Raw genomic sequence first — 17,095 nt, 5'->3', positions numbered from 1 at the left:
GAGGAGACTCATGAAATTCCGTAATCTGGTGGCCGCGTTGGCCGCAACCGTGGCGCTTCCGTTCAGTGCTGCTCACGCAGTCGATCTGGAGGTCACCCATTGGTGGACGTCGGGCGGTGAGGCCGCTGCGGTGAAGGTGATGGCCGATGCCGTTAACGCGGCGGGCATCAACTGGGTGGATGGTGCGATCGCCGGCGGCAGCAATGCGCGACCGATCATCATCAGCCGCATCACCGGCGGCAATCCGATGGGCGCAACCCAGCTCAATACAGGTCGCGACGCGGAGGACCTGGTGAAGGCCGGGCTGATGACCGACCTGACCGCAATTGCCGAAAAGGAAGGGTGGAAGGATTTCATCCGGCCGGCCAAGCTTCTTGATGCCTGCACCTATGAAGGCAAGATTTATTGCGTTCCGGTGAACATCCACTCGTTCCAGTGGATGTGGCTGAACCGCGGTGTCTACGAGAGTAATGGGCTCAAGGTTCCCTCGAACTGGAACGAGTTCGTCGAAGAGGCGCCGAAGCTGAAGGAAAAGGGCGTGATCCCGCTTGCTGTGGGCGGCGAACCCTGGCAGCTCCTCGGTATGGCGAACGTGTTCCTCGTTGCGCTGAACGACGCCGATTTCTACAAGAAGATCAATGTAGACAAGGACGCCGAGGCGGCCGCCGGGCCACAGATGAAGAAGGTGTTCGACGCCATGGCGGCGGCGCGTAACTTCGTCGACGACGGCACCGTCGGGCGTTCGTGGAACGACGCGGCCAACATGGTGATCACCGGCAAGGCCGGCGCACAGATCATGGGCGACTGGGCGCAGGGCGAGTTCCAGGTGGCGGGCCAGACGGCGGGCAAGGAATATGATTGCCTTCCCGGCCTCGGCCTCAACCCGGTGCTTGATACCGGTGGCGATGCCTTCTATTTCCCCCGGCCGAAGGATGACAATCCGGACGTGGTGGATGCGCAGCTGAAGATGGCCTCTCTGCTTGTCTCCAAGGACCTGCAGGTTGCCTTCAATCTGAAGAAGGGCTCCCTGCCGATCCGCGGCGATATCGACATGTCGGCCGCGAACGCCTGCATGCAGAAGGGTATCAAGATCCTGGACGACCCGGCCAATATCCTGCCGGCCACGGAACAGGCATTCTCCTCCGATACCCAGGGGCAGCTCGAGGATCTGTGGGTCGAGTTCTTCAACAATCCCGACATGTCCGTCGAGGAAGGCCAGGAACGCTTCGTCGAAATCATCGAGGCCGCGAACTAGCTCGCATGCTTCGCACTGTGTCCGCCGGCGGGCGGGCACAGTGAAGCTCCACGCGGTCCCTGCGGCGGCCCTGGGCCTTGCAGGGACGGTGCGGGTGCGTGCGCCCGCGAAGCTTTGATTTTGAGGAGGAACCATGTCGGTTGCGCGAAAACCGTCGTCCTTGACGCGCAATGCCAGCGCCAAGATAGCGGCAATCCCCATGATCCTGACGACCCTTGTCGTCTTCGTCGGCTGCTCGCTCTGGACAGTCTACTATTCGTTCACGTCGTCGAGGGCGCTGCCCATCAACGACTTCGTCGGCCTTGACCAGTACAGGCGCCTCTTTCGCACGTCGCGGTGGATCATATCCCTGGAGAACATCGCTTTCTACGCCGTGTTCTGCCTGCTGTTCTCGTTCACGGTCGGGTTCATTCTCGCCTGTTTCATGGACCAGAAGATCCGGTTCGAGAACACGTTCCGCACCATCTATCTCTATCCGTTCGCGCTTTCCTTCATCGTCACGGGCGTTGTCTGGCAGTGGATCCTCAACCCGACGTTTGGCCTGCAGCAGGCGGTGCGCGACCTTGGCTGGGAAGGCTTCACCTTCGACATCATCGCAAACCGCAACACCGTTATGTATGCGCTTCTCATCGCCGGCGTCTGGCAGGGGACCGGCTTTGTCATGGCCTTGATGCTGGCGGGTTTGAGAACGATCGACGAGGATATCTGGAAGGCATCCCGCGTCGACGGCATACCGAAGTGGCGGACCTACGTATTCGTCGTGATCCCGATGATGCGGCCGACCTTCATCACGTCGCTCGTCATCGTCGCTGCGGGCATCGTCCGTCTCTATGACCTCGTCGTGGCGCTCACCAATGGCGGGCCTGGAATCTCGTCCGAGGTGCCGGCCAAGTACGTTTACGACTTCATGTTCGCACGCGGCAATATCGGCCAGGGCCTAGCCGCATCAACCATCATGCTCGTCACCGTGTTCATCATCCTCATTCCGTGGATGTATTACGAATATGGTCCGAAGAAGAAGGCTTGAGGGGGAAACATGGCCACCGTCGTCGAACCGTCCGGCAGCCGTCCGAAGCGCCTCCTCGATCCGACCCGGATCATGATCTACGGGGTGCTCGCATTCGCTGCCATCTACTATCTGCTTCCCTTGTACGTGATGGTGATTACGTCGCTGAAGGGCATGCCCGAAATCCGCCTCGGAAACATCTTCTCGCCACCCGTGGAGATCACCTTCGAACCCTGGGTCAAGGCATGGGATTCCGCCTGCACGGGCCTCTATTGTGAAGGGCTGAAGGTCGGCTTCCTCAATTCCGTGAAGATCACCGTTCCGAGCGTCATCGTTTCCATCCTGATCGCCTCGATCAACGGTTATGCGCTGTCCTACTGGCGCTTCAAGGGCGCGAACGTGTTCTTCACGATCCTGATCTTCGGCTCGTTCATTCCCTACCAGGTAATGCTCTACCCGCTGGTGATCCTCGCCCGCGAGGCTGGCGTCTTCGGCACGCTGACCGGCATCATCATCATCCACACCATCTTCGGCATGCCGATCCTGACGCTGGTCTTCCGCAACTACTTTGCCTCGCTCCCGCAGGAGCTTTTCAAGGCGGCGCGCGTAGACGGGGCGGGTTTCTGGCAGATCTTCTTCCGCATCATGCTGCCGATGTCCGTCCCGATCATGGTCGTGGCCGTGATCCTTCAGGTGACCGGCATCTGGAACGACTTCCTCTTCGGCGTGATCTTCGCCGGTACGCAGAACTTCCCGATGACCGTCCAGCTCAACAACATCGTCAACGCGACGCAGGGCGTGAAGGAATACAACGTGAACATGGCGGCAACCATCCTGACCGGGGCCGTGCCGCTCGCCATCTACTTCTTCTCCGGGAAATATTTCGTGCGCGGCATCGCCGCCGGCGCGGTGAAGGGATAAGCATGAACACTGCATCGACAAGCGTATCCGTCAAAGACCTCACACTCAGCTTCGGCGCCGTGACGGTGCTCGACCAGCTGAACCTCGATATCGGCGATGGCGAGTTCCTGGTGCTGCTCGGCTCGTCCGGTTGTGGGAAGTCTACGCTGCTCAACTGCATTGCGGGGCTTCTCGACGTCACCGACGGACAGATCTTCATCAACGGCAAGAACGTCACCTGGGAGGAGCCGAAGGACCGGGGCATCGGGATGGTGTTTCAGTCCTATGCGCTCTATCCGCAGATGACCGTGGAAAAGAACCTTTCCTTCGGCCTACACGTGGCCAAGGTGCCGCAAGCCGAGATCGACAAACGCGTGGCGCGTGCCGCCGAGATCCTGCAGATCCAGCCGCTCCTGAAGCGCAAGCCCTCGGAACTTTCCGGCGGACAGCGCCAGCGCGTGGCGATCGGGCGGGCGCTCGTGCGCGACGTCGACGTCTTCCTCTTCGACGAGCCTCTCTCGAACCTCGATGCGAAGCTCAGATCCGAGCTGCGCGTGGAGATCAAGCGTCTCCACCAGTCGCTCAAGAACACGATGATCTACGTGACGCACGACCAGATCGAGGCGCTGACGCTTGCAGACCGCATCGCGATCATGAAGAGCGGCGTCATCCAGCAGCTCGCCGATCCGAACACGATCTACAACGCGCCCAGGAATCTCTTCGTCGCGGGCTTCATCGGCTCGCCGTCGATGAACTTCCTGCGCGGCGAGCTTGTCGCTGGCGCTGACGGCAAGCCGGAATTCGTCACCCACGGCGTGTCCTTTCCGCTCGATGGGTATCGATCGGGCGCGCCTCTGGTGCCGGGTCGCGAGGTCGTCCTCGGCGTTCGTCCCGAACACGTCAGGGTCAACGAGGGTGCGGACCTGGAGCATGTCGCGGTGGTGGACATCGAAGAACCGATGGGCGCCGACAACCTGCTGTGGCTGAAGCATGCGGGGCACACCATGTCCGTGCGCATCGCGGGTTCGCGCCGGTTCCAGCCGGGTACTGCAGTGCGGCTCAGTTTCGACATGGGGCTTGCCTCGTTGTTTGACGCTAAGACCGAGGAACGCATCTAGTCGGCCCCCAAGATCACATCCCAGCGGTCGCCCGGCATCCCGCCGACGGGCGCTGGCAATGCGAGTGCCGCGGCAATGCAGACGGAACAAGACACGAAAATGACAGCAAGGACGGACATCACCACCATCGATCTTTCCGGGACCTGGCGTCTCAGCGCGGCGGATGGCAGCCACGCCGTCGCCATGTGCGTGCCGGGCGACGTTCACAGTGCGCTCGCGGCGGCCGCGGTGATCCCGGAACCCTATGCCGGGCGCAACGAGCGCGACGTGCAATGGGTGGCGGAGAAGGACTGGGCGATCGAGCGGACGTTCGAGGTTTCACCGGAAATGCTGGAGGATAGCTGGTATTTGGATATTGCCAGCATCGACACGGTGGCGACGGTCTATGTGAACGGCATCCTCGTGCAGGATACGGACAACTGCTTTCTGCGCTATCGCCCCGATGTCACCGAGGCGCTCCATGCGGGAGAGAACACGCTCCGGGTTCTCATCCATTCCAGCATCGCCGCCGGCGCGGCGCGTCAGGCCGAGCTGCCGTTCTTCGTACCCTGGCACGAGTTCAACTCACCCATTCCGAACGGCAACATGCTTCGCAAGCCGCAGTGCCACTTCGGCTGGGACTGGAACATCGCGCTGGCGCCTCTCGGCATCTACGAGGGGATCGCGCTCCGAAGGCTCGATGTCGCGCGCATCGAACACGTGACGACCCGGCAGTTCCACCATGCCGATGGCGCGGTTGATCTCTACGTGACCGCCATTCTCCATGCCGACGAACCCGGCGTGATGCCGGTCTACTTCTGCCTGGAGGACGAGCGGGTGCGGCTCGACATCGGCGTCAAGGCGGGGGAGACCGCCATCACGCATATGTTCCGGATCGACTCTCCCAAGCTCTGGTGGCCGTCGGGCAGCGGCGGGCAACCGCTCATGCATGTACGGGTGGAAACGACGACCGAGCGCGTCATCCGCCGGGTCGGGTTGCGACAAGTGGAGCTTCTGACAGATGCCGACGAGGCGGGCAGCCGGTTCGCGCTCCGCGTCAACGGCCGGGAGATCTTCTGCCGCGGGGCCAACTGGATACCTGCCGATGCGCTGGCGTCGCGCGTGACGAGGGATGGGGTCCGCGATCTCCTCCAGTCTGCCGTCGACGCCAACATGAACATGATCCGTGTCTGGGGCGGCGGCTTTTACGAGCCCGACTGGTTCTACGATCTCTGCGACGAGCTGGGCCTCATGGTCTGGCAGGACTTCATGTTCGCTTGCAACCTCTATCCGTCGACCCAGGCGTTCCTCGACAACGTTGCCGCCGAGGTGGACTACCAGGTCCGGCGTCTTTCCTCGCATCCCTCGATCGTCCTGTGGTGCGGGGACAACGAACTCGTCGGCGCGCTCACCTGGTTCGACATCAGCCGGCAGAACCGCGACCGCTACCTCGTCTCATACGACCGGCTCAACCGCACGATCGAGCTTGCGACGAGAAAGGCTGCTCCCGGTGCGATCTGGTGGCCGTCGAGCCCAGCCTCCGGCTATCTCGATTTCGGCGATGCATGGCATGCGGACGGCTCGGGCGACATGCACTACTGGTCCGTCTGGCACGAAAACAAGTCCTTCGACAATTACAGGTCCGTCCGGCCCCGGTTCTGCTCCGAGTTCGGTTTCCAGTCCTATACGTCGATGCCGGTGATGCGAACCTTCGCCGCTTCGAAGGACCTGAACATATCGTCGCCGGTCATCGAGTGGCATCAGAAGAATGCAGGTGGCAACGAGCGGATCGCCGGCACGATGTTCCGCTACTTCCGTTTCCCCAAGGATTTCGCAAGCTTCGTCTATCTGAGCCAGGTACAGCAGGGGCTGGCAATACGCACGGCGGTCGAATACTGGCGCTCGCTAAAGCCTCATTGCATGGGCACGCTCTACTGGCAGCTCAACGATACGTGGCCGGTTGCCTCGTGGTCGAGCCTGGACCATGGCGGGCGATGGAAGGCCATGCACTACATGGTCCGACGTTTCTTCCAGCCGGTGACCGTTGCCGCGATACCATCCGCAGACGGGGAGACGATCGGTTTTTCGATGGTCAACGACACTGCCGAGCAGGTGACTGTCAACCTCCAGTCCTGGCTCGTGACACTCGCCGGCGAGAAGCGCCCTTTCCGAGCGACCGAGGGCGTCTGCGGTCCGGACAGGGCCGAAGTACTTCTTTCCGTGCCCGCCAGCGATATCCCGGAAGGCGAGCTTCTGTTCTGGACCTTCGAAGCATCGAACGGGATGGCGGGCGAGGGGCACCACGTTGCGACCACCTACAAGACGCTCGACCTCATGCCATCGGGCATAGGGATAGAGGTTGCCGCACGGCCGGACGGCGCCTTCGACATCCTTGTCACCGCCGAGAGGCTTGCACTGCACGTCATGCTCGAGGCGGATGTCGAGGGGCGCTGGTCGGACAACGCTTTCGACCTGACAGCCGGTCAAGCCAGAAGGTTGGTCTTCCGTCCGAACGAACCCGGTCTAGAACCGAGGTTCACCTGGCTGGATCTTTTTTCCTGCCAGAGTGCCGAGGAGGAACCATCCAATGAAGCGCAGTGAAATCAATGCAATCATTGCCGAAGGCGATGCCTTCTTTCGCTCGTTCGGCTATCGCCTGCCGCCCTTCGCCCACTATTCGCCAGAGGAGATGCGCCGGCGCGTGAAGAGCGACAGCGCGGCAATCGCGTCCGGCAACCTCGGCTGGGACATCACGGATTTTGGTTCCGGGGACTTTAGCGGCTGCGGTCTCTTCCTTTTCACCGTCCGCAACGGTTCCGCCGAGGACCTGAAGAACGGCCGCGGCATGCTCTATGCCGAGAAGATCATGATCGTGCGGGAGAACCAGCTCACACCGATGCATCATCATATCGTCAAGGCCGAGGACATCATCAATCGCGGCGGCGGCACGCTCGTGCTTGAACTACGCAACGTGGCCGCGGACGGATCGGTCGACGAGCAGACGGACGTCACCGTCGACGTCGACGGCTGCAAGCGGCGGGTGGGAGTTGGGGAGCGGCTCAGGCTTTCGCCCGGAGAGAGCGTCACGCTGCTGCCACATCACTGGCACGCTTTCTGGGGCGAGGACGGCGACGTCCTCGTCGGGGAAGTCTCGACGGTGAACGACGACCGGACCGACAACATCTTTCGCGATTCCGTCGGCCGTTTCGCGGAGATCGAGGAAGACGGCCAGCCGGCTCGCCTGCTGGTCTCGGATTATGAAAAGTGGCTGGCCTAGGGAACGAATGCCCGGGCCGAAGGAGGTACTACATGCAGAACGTCAGTTTCCAGCTCTATAGCGCGCGCAATTTCCAGCCTTTCCCGGAGGTCTTCAAGATCATCTCCGAGGCTGGCTACAAGGAAGTCGAGGGCTACGGCGCTCTCTATGCCTCGCTGGACGACGCGACGGTCAAGGCCGTGCGCGCGGATCTCGACCGGAACGGCCTATCCATGCCGACCGCCCATTTCGGGCTGGACATGCTGGAGGCCGAACCTGAGCGCGTGCTTGAGATCGCCCGCACCTTCGGCATAAAGGCCATCTATTGCCCGTACATTCTGCCGGAACATCGCCCGAGCAACGCTGCAGGCTGGAAAGGCTTCGGTGAGCGGCTGCAGGCGGCATCGTCCCCCTATCGCAAGGCAGGGCTTACTTTCGGGTGGCACAATCATGACTTTGAGTTCTTCGCGCTTCCGGACGGAACCTATCCGCTCGACCATATCTTCGCCGGCGGCCCGGACCTCTCCTGGGAGGCCGACATTGCCTGGATTATCCGCGGCGGGGCGGATCCCTTCGCATGGATCCAGAAGTATGGCAGCCGCATCACCGCCGTTCACGTCAAGGACATCGCTCCGAAAGGTGAGAATGCGGATGAGGACGGCTGGGCCGATGTCGGTCACGGCGTTGCGCCCTGGCCCGACCTCGCGAAGGCGCTCAGCGGATCGCCGGTCGCCCACTACATCGTCGAGCACGACAATCCGAAGGATCTGAAGAGGCTCGCCACGCGCTCGATCGCGTCCATCAAGGCTTTTTGACACTCGCCTCCCGCCTGTGCGGGAGCATCATTGACACCGCGCGCCCTTCCTTCCCGTCCAACTGCAACGGAAAGGAAGGCTCGCCAAACGAAAGACGATAGAATGACCAGGGAACTCGGCGTCGGCATCATCGGATGCGGCAACATTTCCACCACCTATTTCTCGCTTGCGCCACTCTTCAAGGGAATCAAGGTCGTGGCCTGCAGCGACATCAACATGGCCGCCGCGGAGGCGCGTGCTGCCGAATACGCCGTGAAGGCGCAGTCGATCGAGGATCTGCTTGCCAATCCCGAAGTCGAGATTGTCGTCAACCTCACCATTCCCGACGCGCACTTCCCGGTCTCCAAGCGCATCCTGGAGGCCGGCAAGCACGTCTATTCCGAAAAGCCGCTGGTACTCTCCCTCGAAGAGGGCGAGGAGCTGCGCGCGCTCGCCAAGGCGAGGAACCTCCTGGTCGGTTGCGCACCCGATACCTTCCTCGGTGGCTCCCACCAGCTCGCCCGCAGCTATGTCGACGAGGGCAAGATCGGTCGGGTGACGTCCGGTACCTGCTACGTGATGAGCCCCGGCATGGAGATGTGGCACCCCAATCCCGACTTCTTCTTCCTGCCCGGCGGTGGGCCAGTCCTCGATATGGGACCCTACTACATCGCCGCGCTTGTGAACCTCATTGGCCCGGTCAAGCGAGTGGCTGCGCTGACCTCGATGGCATCGCCGACCCGCACAATCTCCAGCGCTCCTCGCAAGGGTGAAGTCATCCCCGTCCGGACGCCGACGAACATTCACGCGCTCCTGGAGTTCCACAATGGTGCGACGGTCACGCTCGGTGCGAGCTGGGATGTGTGGTCCCACCGCCACTCCAACATCGAGCTTTATGGTACGGACGGTTCGCTGTTCATTCCCGATCCCAACTTCTTCGGCGGTACCGTTGAGGCGAGCGGGCGGGACAAGGACATCAGTCATATCGATCCCTGGGAGCATCCTTTCAGCGTCGACAACCAGGAGCATCCCGGCGGACCGCGCGCCAACTACCGCACGGCCGGACTGGCCGATCTTGCGATGGCGATCATCGAGGGACGCGATGCGCGCTGCTCGCTCGATCGGGCGCTGCACGGGGTAGACGTCCTTGTCTCGATCCTGAAATCCGGTGCCGAAGGGCGGTTCGTCGAACTGACGACGACGTGCACGCAGCCCGCCGCGCTCGGCATCGAGGAAGCGAGAGCGCTGCTTCGGGAGTGAGGCAGTCGGCGGCACGCCCCTCCGTCCTCCACGGCTTCCCTCGCACGAGGGGGGAGATGTCGTGGCGCGACGGAGGGGGTAAAGTGCAGCCGATTCGATCTGACGCTACGAGAAGGAACATCACATGTCCTGGGTACCCGCGGAAAACCGCTACGAAACCATGAAGTACAACCGTGTCGGCCGCTCCGGGCTAAAGCTTCCGGCAGTCTCGCTCGGCCTCTGGCACAATTTCGGCGGCGATACGCCGCACGAGCGCAAGGTCGACATGTGCCGAACGGCCTTCGATCTCGGGATTACCCATTTCGATCTCGCCAACAACTATGGACCGCCTCCGGGTTCGGCCGAGACGGCCTTCGGCGAGATCCTGCGGACCGATTTCGCAGGCCTTCGCGACGAACTGATCGTCTCCTCCAAGGCAGGTTACGACATGTGGCCGGGACCCTATGGCGAATGGGGGAGCCGCAAGTATCTGATCGCCTCCTGCGACCAGAGCCTCAAGCGCATGGGGCTCGACTATGTCGACATCTTCTATTCGCACCGCTTCGATCCGGATACGCCGCTCGAGGAAACCTGCGGCGCGCTCGACTACATCGTGCGGTCGGGCAGGGCGCTCTATGTCGGCATTTCCTCCTACAACGCCCAGCGCACCCGGGAGGCGGCTGCGATCCTCAAGGACCTGGGCACGCCCTGCGTCATCCACCAGCCGAGCTATTCGATGCTCAACCGCTGGATCGAGACGGATCATCTGCTGGACACGCTCGATGAACTCGGTATCGGCTCGATCGTGTTCTCGCCGCTGGCGCAGGGCATGCTGACGACGAAGTATCTCGGCGGCATCCCCGCCGACAGCCGCGCGGCACAGAACCACTTCCTCAAGAAGGACTTCATCCGGCCGGCAATCATCGACAACATCCGCAAGCTGAACGACATCGCCGAACAGCGCGGTCAGACGCTTGCGCAGATGGCCATCGCCTGGGCGCTCCGCGGCGGCCGCGTCACGTCGGCACTGATCGGCGCAAGCCGGTCTCAGCAGATCATCGATTGCGTCGCCGCACTCGAAAGGCCGGACTTCACGGCGGAGGAGATCGCGGAAATCGATCTCTATGCCCGCGAGGCCGACATCAACCTTTGGACCAAGTCTGCCGAACTCAAGTGACGCAAAACGCCCGGGTTTCGGCCCGGGCGTTTTTCGGGAGGCACTTGATGTACGTACGGCAAATCGATTGTCGACATGGGAGGAATTGCATTGATCCGTAACCCCATCCTCAAGGGCTTCAATCCGGACCCGTCCATCTGCAGGGTCGGCGATGACTACTATATCGCCACGTCCACCTTCGAGTGGTATCCTGGTGTCCAGATCCATCACTCCCGGGACCTCGTGAACTGGCGATTGGTCCGCCGTCCGCTGGAGCGGGCGAGCCAACTCGACATGCGCGGCAATCCGGATAGCTGCGGCGTGTGGGCGCCGTGCCTTTCCCATGCAGACGGCCTGTTCTGGCTCGTCTTCACCGACGTCAAACGCTTCGACGGCAATTTCAAGGACGCGCACAACTACATCGTGACCGCACCCTCCGTGGAGGGCGACTGGTCCGATCCCGCCTATGTGAACTCGTCGGGGTTCGATCCCTCACTGTTCCATGACGACGACGGCCGCAAGTGGTTCCTCAACATGCAGTGGAACCACCGCACCGAAAGCTACGGTGGTGCGCCGAAATCGCCGGCCTTCGACGGCATCCTGCTGCAGGAGTGGGACCCTGCCGCCAGATCCCTCGTCGGGCCGGTTCGCAACATTTTCGCCGGCAGCCAGCTCGGCCTCGTAGAGGGGCCGCATCTGTTCAAGCGGAACGGCTGGTACTATCTGACGACCGCCGAGGGTGGGACCGGCTATGACCATGCCGTGACGATGGCGCGCTCCCGGACGATCGACGGTCCCTACGAGACGCATCCGGACACGCATCTGATCACCGCCAGGGATTATCCCGATGCACCTCTCCAGCGGGCGGGGCACGGCCAGTACGTGGAGACGCCGGACGGACAGGCCTATCATACGCACCTGTGCGGCAGGCCGCTGCCGCCGAAGAGACGATGCACGCTCGGCCGCGAGACGGCGCTGCAGAAATGCGTCTGGCGCGACGACGGCTGGCTCTATCTGGAGCACGGAACGCCCGTGCCCGCGCTTGAAGTGAGCGCGCCCTTTGGGGCCAGTCTGGCGGTGCAGCACTCCGGGCAACAGTACGATTTTGAGCAGGCAGAGCTGCCGGTCGATTTCCAGTGGCTGCGCACGCCAAAGCCGGAGCGGCTGTTCTCTCTTGCCGAGCGGCCGGGCCATCTGCGCCTCTTCGGCCGCGAGAGCATCGGCAGCTGGTTCGAGCAGTCGCTGGTGGCCAGGCGCCAGGAGCATCATGCATTTCGCGCAGAGACGGTCGTCGAATTCGCCCCGGACACCTATCAGCAGGCTGCCGGGCTGGCCCACTACTACAACCGCCACAAGTTCCATGCGGTGGCTGTCACGCTGCACGAAAGGCTTGGCACGGTCGTGACGATCTTTTCCTGCGCAGGCGACTATCCGGACAGCCGGCTGACCTTTCCGGCGGAAAGCGGTGTCCCGGTCGGAGAGGGGCCGATCGAGCTTCGTGCCGCGGTCGACGGAAACACTCTCCAGTTCTTCTGGCGCCACAGCGGCGATGATCGCTGGGCCGCCATCGGACCTGCCCTCGATGCGGGCGTTGTCTCCGACGAGGGCGGGCGCGGCGAGCATGGTTCCTTCACCGGAGCCTTCGTCGGAATGTTCGCCTTCGATACGTCCGGACGCGCAAGACCTGCGGATTTCGACTGGTTCACATATGTTGCGCAGGATGAATATTGAACATTAGAATATCATTTTAAGCTTCGGTAAAGGTTACGAAAAGGTAATATAAAATTCATTTTCCGTTCAGTTTCGCGGGCCTATTCCTCGGGCGTCCGAAAACGAATGGAGAATGGATGATGAAAACGTTCCTCGCAGCACTGGTAGCCGCCGGCGTCCTGAGCGCACCCGTGGCTGAGGCCAACGACCGGAACGGCGATAGGCATGGTGGCCATGTCACGATCGAGAAGACCGTCAAGACGGCTCCGGGCCAGAAGGTGGTGATCAAGAAGAAGCGTTGGGACCGCGGCCAGAAGATCACGTCCAACGAGCGCCGCCACTACGTCGACCAGCGTGACTACAAGCGCTACCGGCTGGCCAAGCCGCGTCACGACCAGCGCTGGGTCAAGGTTGACGACCAGTTCCTGCTGGTCAATTTTGCGACCGGCCTCATCGTCGGTCTTACGGCCGTCCGCTGATCTACCTCGCCGGGCGGAACAGGTCCGCCCGCTCTAACTGGGCAATGGCAGCGTTTCGCCGCCATTGCCCCGCCAATCAGCCTTCTGTCGCAAGGCACTCCTTGAGCGATCCCGCGAGCCCCTTCATCAGATCGAAATAGAGTTCCGGTCCCTCGGTCAGAGTCGCGGCTTCCGGATCGAGCGTTCCGGATCGCGCAGGGGTCCCCTCGATGACCACGTTGACCAGCTTGGGCTCGAACTGCGGTTCTGCGAAGACGCAGGTGGCGCCCAGATCCCCGATCTTCTTGTGGATCTCGGAGATGCGTTCGGCGCCCGGCATCGTTTCGGGGCTGACGGTAATCGAGCCGGCCACGCGCAAGCCGTAGCGGTGCTCGAAATACTGATAGGCATCGTGGAAGACGATAAAGGGCTTCTCCTTTATCGGGGCGACCGTCTCGGCAATCTCCGCATCCAGCGCGTCCAGCTTCGCATCAAGCGTGGCCAGGTTAGCCTTGTAGGTCGCGGCGTTGGCGGCGTCCGCCGCGCTCAGCTTTCTCTCGATCTCCGCAGCCATCGCCTTGGCATTGGCCGGGTCCAGCCACAGATGCATGTCGAACCCGCCATGGTCGTGATCGTGCCCGTCCTCCTGTTCATGCGCATGCTCGCCTTCTTCGTGATGGGCCTCCTGCGCCTCGTGATCGCCGTGGTCGTGGGCCTCAAAGGCACCGCCTTCGCGGAATTTCAGCTTTTCGAGACCTGGCGCGTCTTCGAGTTCCACGACAACTGCCGATGCTCCGAGCGATTGCAGAGGCTTGCCGAGAAACGCCTCGAGCCCTGGGCCGACCCAGAAGACCATGTTCGCGTCCTGCAGCAGGGCGGCCTTGGAGGGCTTCATGCTGTAGGTGTGGGGCGAGGCGGCTCCATCGACGATGAGGGCTGGTTCGCCGACGCCCTGCATGATTGCGGCGACCAGTGAATGCACCGGTTTGATGGAGGCAACGACGCTAGGAGATTGCGCCTGTACGCTGCCGGCGGCTGCGAAAAGCGTGGCAGCCGAGAGGAAAAGGCGGGCAATAGTCTTCATGGGTCAATCCCTTTTGGATGTAGTGTAATGTTATTACATATGTTGTGTTATGCTGTAACGTATGTCATAGCAAGGGGCAATCGTCGTCTCGGAAAAATCTGATGCTGCAATCCAATCCCAACGGTCCGCCACCCCTCGTGTCGCTCTCCGGTGTCGGCGTACACCGGCAAGGGCGATGGCTGGTGCGTGGCGTGGACTTCTCCATCGCGCCCGGCGAGATCGTGACGCTCATAGGCCCGAATGGTTCGGGCAAATCGACGACTGCCAAGACGGCGATCGGCGTGACGAAGCCGGACGAAGGGATCGTGGTACGCAAACCCGGCCTGAAGGTCGGCTACGTTCCCCAGAAGCTTGCAGTCGACTGGACGCTGCCGCTTTCAGTCGACCGGTTGATGACGTTGACGGGGCCGCTCAAGGGGCGTGAGGTGGACGCCGCTCTCGAAGCCGTCGGCATTCGGCATCTGGCGCGGGCGGAAGTCCAGCATTTGTCGGGCGGAGAGTTCCAGCGCGCGCTCCTGGCCCGTGCCATAGCCCGTAATCCGGACCTCCTCGTCCTCGACGAACCTGTCCAGGGTGTCGATTTTTCCGGGGAGATCGCGCTTTACGATCTCATCAAGACCATCCGGAACACCACGGGTTGCGGAATACTGCTGATATCGCACGACCTGCATGTGGTCATGGCCGAGACCGATACCGTGGTTTGCCTGAACGGCCATGTATGTTGTCGGGGAACACCGGCGGCCGTCAGCCAGAGCCCGGAATATCTTCGGCTCTTCGGCACCCGAGCCGCGCAGACGCTTGCCCTTTACAGCCACCATCACGACCACACCCACCTTCCGGATGGCCGCGTCCTGCATGCCGACGGTTCGGTGACGGATCATTGCCATCCGGACGACGGCCACCATCACGCCGCTGCCGATGGCGGCGTTACCCGTGCCGGGCCCATGCGAATCGTCCATACACATGGTCCTGACTGCGGTTGCGGGCACGATCATTCCACTGCAGGTCAAAAGGGCGGGGAAAATCTGGAAGGGCAGCGCGATGCTTGACGACTTCTTCATTCGGGCGCTGCTCGCCGGCACGGGGCTGGCACTCACGACTGGGCCGCTCGGCTGCTTCGTCGTCTGGCGGCGCATGGCGTACTTCGGCGACACGATGGCCCATTCGGCACTTCTCGGCGTGGCGCTGTCCCTCCTGCTTGATTTCAACCTTATGATCAGCGTCTTCGTGGTCGCGGCGGTCGTTTCGCTGCTGCTGCTCCTGCTCCAGAAGCGGGGCTCGCTTTCGACGGACGCTCTACTCGGCATTCTCTCTCATGCGACGCTTGCGATCGGCCTTGTCATGGTCTCCTTCATGACCTGGGTGCGGATCGACCTGGTCGGGTTCCTGTTCGGTGATATCCTTGCCGTAAGCGAAGCCGACGTGGACCTCGTCTGGGGCGGCGGGATTCTCGTGCTGTTCGCTATCGTGTATCTCTGGAGGCCTCTGCTGGCCTCGACGGTGAATCCAGAGCTCGCCGAGGCCGAGGGCCTGCAGCCGGAGAGGGCACGCCTCTGGTTCATGCTGCTCATGGCACTTGTCATCGCGATCGCCATGAAGATCGTCGGCATCCTCCTGATCACATCGCTGCTGATCATCCCTGCCGCGACGGCGCGGCGTTTCTCGTCGAGCCCGGAGGTCATGGCGATACTTGCGTCCCTGCTCGGCATTCTGGCGGTGGTGGGCGGTCTGTTCGGCTCGCTCCACTTCGATACGCCTTCCGGTCCGTCGATCGTCGTTGCGGCGCTCGGGCTGTTCATGCTTAGCCTCTTGCCGTGGGGGCGCCGGAGTGCCCACTTGACCATCGACGGCCGGGCAGGAGGGGCGTCCCGATGATTGCGGAACAGCAACTCACAAAGAACCAGGGTCTGGTGCTGGGCGTCCTTTCCCACGCGGAAGCGCCGCTCAGCGCCTATACGATTCTCGATAAATTGCGCGACGACGGCATGCGGGCACCCTTGCAGGTCTACCGGGCGCTCGACAAGCTGGTCGACCTCGGGCTTGTGCACCGGCTCGAGAGCATCAACGCCTTTGTCGCCTGTGCCCACCAGCACGAGGGCTGCTGCTCGCACGGTCATGGACTGACCGCCTTCACGATCTGCGAGACTTGCGGCAAGGTGACCGAGTTCCATGATCCGGTGATCGAGGAACGGCTCAAGAACTTCGCACGCGACAGCAACTTCCTGAGCGGCAAGACGACAATCGAGATCCGCGGACACTGCAGCGGCTGCGCGTGAGGCGTGGGTCAGGCTGTGCCGCTTGCGCTCAGTCCAGGCGCTTCAGCCCGGTCTTGAAGCGCTTCCAGTTCCTGACGTAATTCTCGGCCGAAGCCCTGAGGCGTTCGACCGCTTCGTCATCGAGGACGCGAATTGCCTTCGCTGGCGATCCGACAATCAGGGAATTGTCGGGAAACTCCCTGCCTTCCGTCACCAGCGCATTCGCACCCACGAGGCAGTTCCTGCCGATGACCGCGCCGTTCAGAACTGTCGCGCCCATGCCGATCAGCGAGTTGTCGCCTATGGTGCAGCCGTGGATGATGGCGCTGTGGCCGATCGTGCACCCTTCGCCGATCGTCACCGGCTTTCCGGGGTCCGTGTGAATGACGACACCTTCCTGGATGTTCGTGCGGGCACCGAGACGGATCGGCTCATTGTCGCCGCGCAGGGCGGCGCCGAACCAGATACCGACATCCTCGCCGATGATCACCTGCCCGATGACGGCCGCGTCCGGGGCGATCCAGTACCGGTCGTCGGCGGGAAGGGTCGGAGAGAGATCGTCGAGTGCATAGAGCGGCATGGTCGGGTCCTGTCGTTGGCGCAACGCTGCCATCCGCCCACGCGGCCGGCTTTCACATGCCACTTATAGTATCTCCCGCAATCAAGTGAAGCCTGTGAGATGGCCATCCGGACACTGCCTCCGACTACATGATTTTTCCAGAGGCGACTTGCGATCCTTGAGACGACAACCTGGTGCTCTTCAGAAGGGGACGAAGGCCTTTTTCATCGATTATCCCCTGAACAACACAACAGGGAATTTTCAGTTCAGCGAAGAATTCGCTGAAGACGCCCGAGGATGCGGAGAGGGCCGATGCGATGCTCTGA

Annotated in this window: 16 protein-coding genes; 14 read left to right on the top strand and 2 right to left on the bottom strand. The window is 62.1% G+C overall.

Features of this window, described 5'->3' with window-relative positions:
* Positions 1 to 10 precede the first annotated feature (10 nt).
* The 11 genes from F3Y30_RS15440 to F3Y30_RS15390 all read left to right on the top strand — a co-directional run bounded on the left by F3Y30_RS15440 (position 11) and on the right by F3Y30_RS15390 (position 12,892).
* Entirely contained in the window at positions 11 to 1,255 is a 1,245-nt protein-coding gene (locus F3Y30_RS15440) for an ABC transporter substrate-binding protein (protein ID WP_203423582.1), read from the top strand.
* Between the two features lie 133 nt (positions 1,256 to 1,388).
* Positions 1,389 to 2,282, top strand: coding sequence for a sugar ABC transporter permease (locus tag F3Y30_RS15435; protein ID WP_203423581.1), 894 nt, complete (start codon positions 1,389 to 1,391; stop codon positions 2,280 to 2,282).
* 9 nt (positions 2,283 to 2,291) lie between these two features.
* Positions 2,292 to 3,182, top strand: coding sequence for a carbohydrate ABC transporter permease (locus F3Y30_RS15430; protein WP_203423579.1), 891 nt, complete (start codon positions 2,292 to 2,294; stop codon positions 3,180 to 3,182).
* 2 nt (positions 3,183 to 3,184) lie between these two features.
* A complete protein-coding gene (locus F3Y30_RS15425; RefSeq protein ID WP_203423577.1) occupies positions 3,185 to 4,279 on the top strand; it encodes an ABC transporter ATP-binding protein in 1,095 nt (364 codons plus the stop codon).
* 99 nt (positions 4,280 to 4,378) lie between these two features.
* Positions 4,379 to 6,859, top strand: a complete 2,481-nt coding sequence (locus tag F3Y30_RS15420) for a glycoside hydrolase family 2 protein (RefSeq protein ID WP_203423576.1) — start codon at positions 4,379 to 4,381, stop codon at positions 6,857 to 6,859.
* Positions 6,846 to 7,535: a D-lyxose/D-mannose family sugar isomerase gene (locus F3Y30_RS15415; protein ID WP_203423574.1), complete on the top strand. Its 690-nt coding sequence runs from the start codon at positions 6,846 to 6,848 to the stop codon at positions 7,533 to 7,535. The genes F3Y30_RS15420 and F3Y30_RS15415 overlap by 14 nt, the downstream gene beginning before the upstream one ends.
* Positions 7,536 to 7,567: 32 nt before the next feature.
* Complete coding sequence (locus F3Y30_RS15410; protein ID WP_203423572.1) at positions 7,568 to 8,329, top strand: sugar phosphate isomerase/epimerase; 762 nt, start codon at positions 7,568 to 7,570, stop codon at positions 8,327 to 8,329.
* A 102-nt stretch (positions 8,330 to 8,431) separates the two neighbouring features.
* Positions 8,432 to 9,568: a Gfo/Idh/MocA family oxidoreductase gene (locus tag F3Y30_RS15405; protein WP_203423570.1), complete on the top strand. Its 1,137-nt coding sequence runs from the start codon at positions 8,432 to 8,434 to the stop codon at positions 9,566 to 9,568.
* Positions 9,569 to 9,692: 124 nt separating this feature from the next.
* On the top strand, positions 9,693 to 10,724 hold the full coding sequence (mgrA, locus tag F3Y30_RS15400; RefSeq protein ID WP_203423568.1) for an L-glyceraldehyde 3-phosphate reductase: 1,032 nt from the start codon (positions 9,693 to 9,695) through the stop codon (positions 10,722 to 10,724).
* Between the two features lie 90 nt (positions 10,725 to 10,814).
* A complete protein-coding gene (locus F3Y30_RS15395) occupies positions 10,815 to 12,434 on the top strand; it encodes a glycoside hydrolase family 43 protein (protein ID WP_203423566.1) in 1,620 nt (539 codons plus the stop codon).
* A gap of 116 nt (positions 12,435 to 12,550) precedes the next feature.
* Positions 12,551 to 12,892, top strand: coding sequence for an RcnB family protein (locus F3Y30_RS15390; protein WP_246752757.1), 342 nt, complete (start codon positions 12,551 to 12,553; stop codon positions 12,890 to 12,892).
* Between the two features lie 76 nt (positions 12,893 to 12,968).
* Here the strand turns inward: F3Y30_RS15390 and znuA are convergent, their stop codons facing one another.
* Positions 12,969 to 13,955, bottom strand: coding sequence for a zinc ABC transporter substrate-binding protein ZnuA (znuA, locus tag F3Y30_RS15385; RefSeq protein ID WP_203423564.1), 987 nt, complete (start codon positions 13,953 to 13,955; stop codon positions 12,969 to 12,971).
* 101 nt (positions 13,956 to 14,056) lie between these two features.
* Between znuA and F3Y30_RS15380 the strand changes: the two genes are divergently transcribed.
* From F3Y30_RS15380 to F3Y30_RS15370, 3 genes are read left to right on the top strand one after another with little or no spacing between them, the layout of a single operon-like run.
* The gene (locus F3Y30_RS15380) at positions 14,057 to 15,004 is read left to right on the top strand and encodes a metal ABC transporter ATP-binding protein (protein WP_203423563.1); all 948 of its coding nucleotides are present in this window, start codon (positions 14,057 to 14,059) and stop codon (positions 15,002 to 15,004) included.
* The gene (locus F3Y30_RS15375; RefSeq protein WP_203423561.1) at positions 14,997 to 15,830 is read left to right on the top strand and encodes a metal ABC transporter permease; all 834 of its coding nucleotides are present in this window, start codon (positions 14,997 to 14,999) and stop codon (positions 15,828 to 15,830) included. The genes F3Y30_RS15380 and F3Y30_RS15375 overlap by 8 nt, the downstream gene beginning before the upstream one ends.
* Entirely contained in the window at positions 15,830 to 16,231 is a 402-nt protein-coding gene (locus F3Y30_RS15370; RefSeq protein WP_281435464.1) for a Fur family transcriptional regulator, read from the top strand. The genes F3Y30_RS15375 and F3Y30_RS15370 overlap by 1 nt, the downstream gene beginning before the upstream one ends.
* A gap of 28 nt (positions 16,232 to 16,259) precedes the next feature.
* Here F3Y30_RS15370 and F3Y30_RS15365 read toward each other — a convergent pair whose 3' ends face one another.
* A complete protein-coding gene (locus tag F3Y30_RS15365; protein WP_203423558.1) occupies positions 16,260 to 16,790 on the bottom strand; it encodes a gamma carbonic anhydrase family protein in 531 nt (176 codons plus the stop codon).
* Between the last annotated feature and the right edge of the window lie 305 nt (positions 16,791 to 17,095).

Source organism: Sinorhizobium sp. BG8 (genome assembly GCF_016864555.1).
Classification (GTDB): Bacteria; Pseudomonadota; Alphaproteobacteria; order Rhizobiales; family Rhizobiaceae; genus BG8.
Note: the sequence above shows the minus strand (reverse complement) of the source record. Positions and strands in the feature narration are given on the sequence as shown.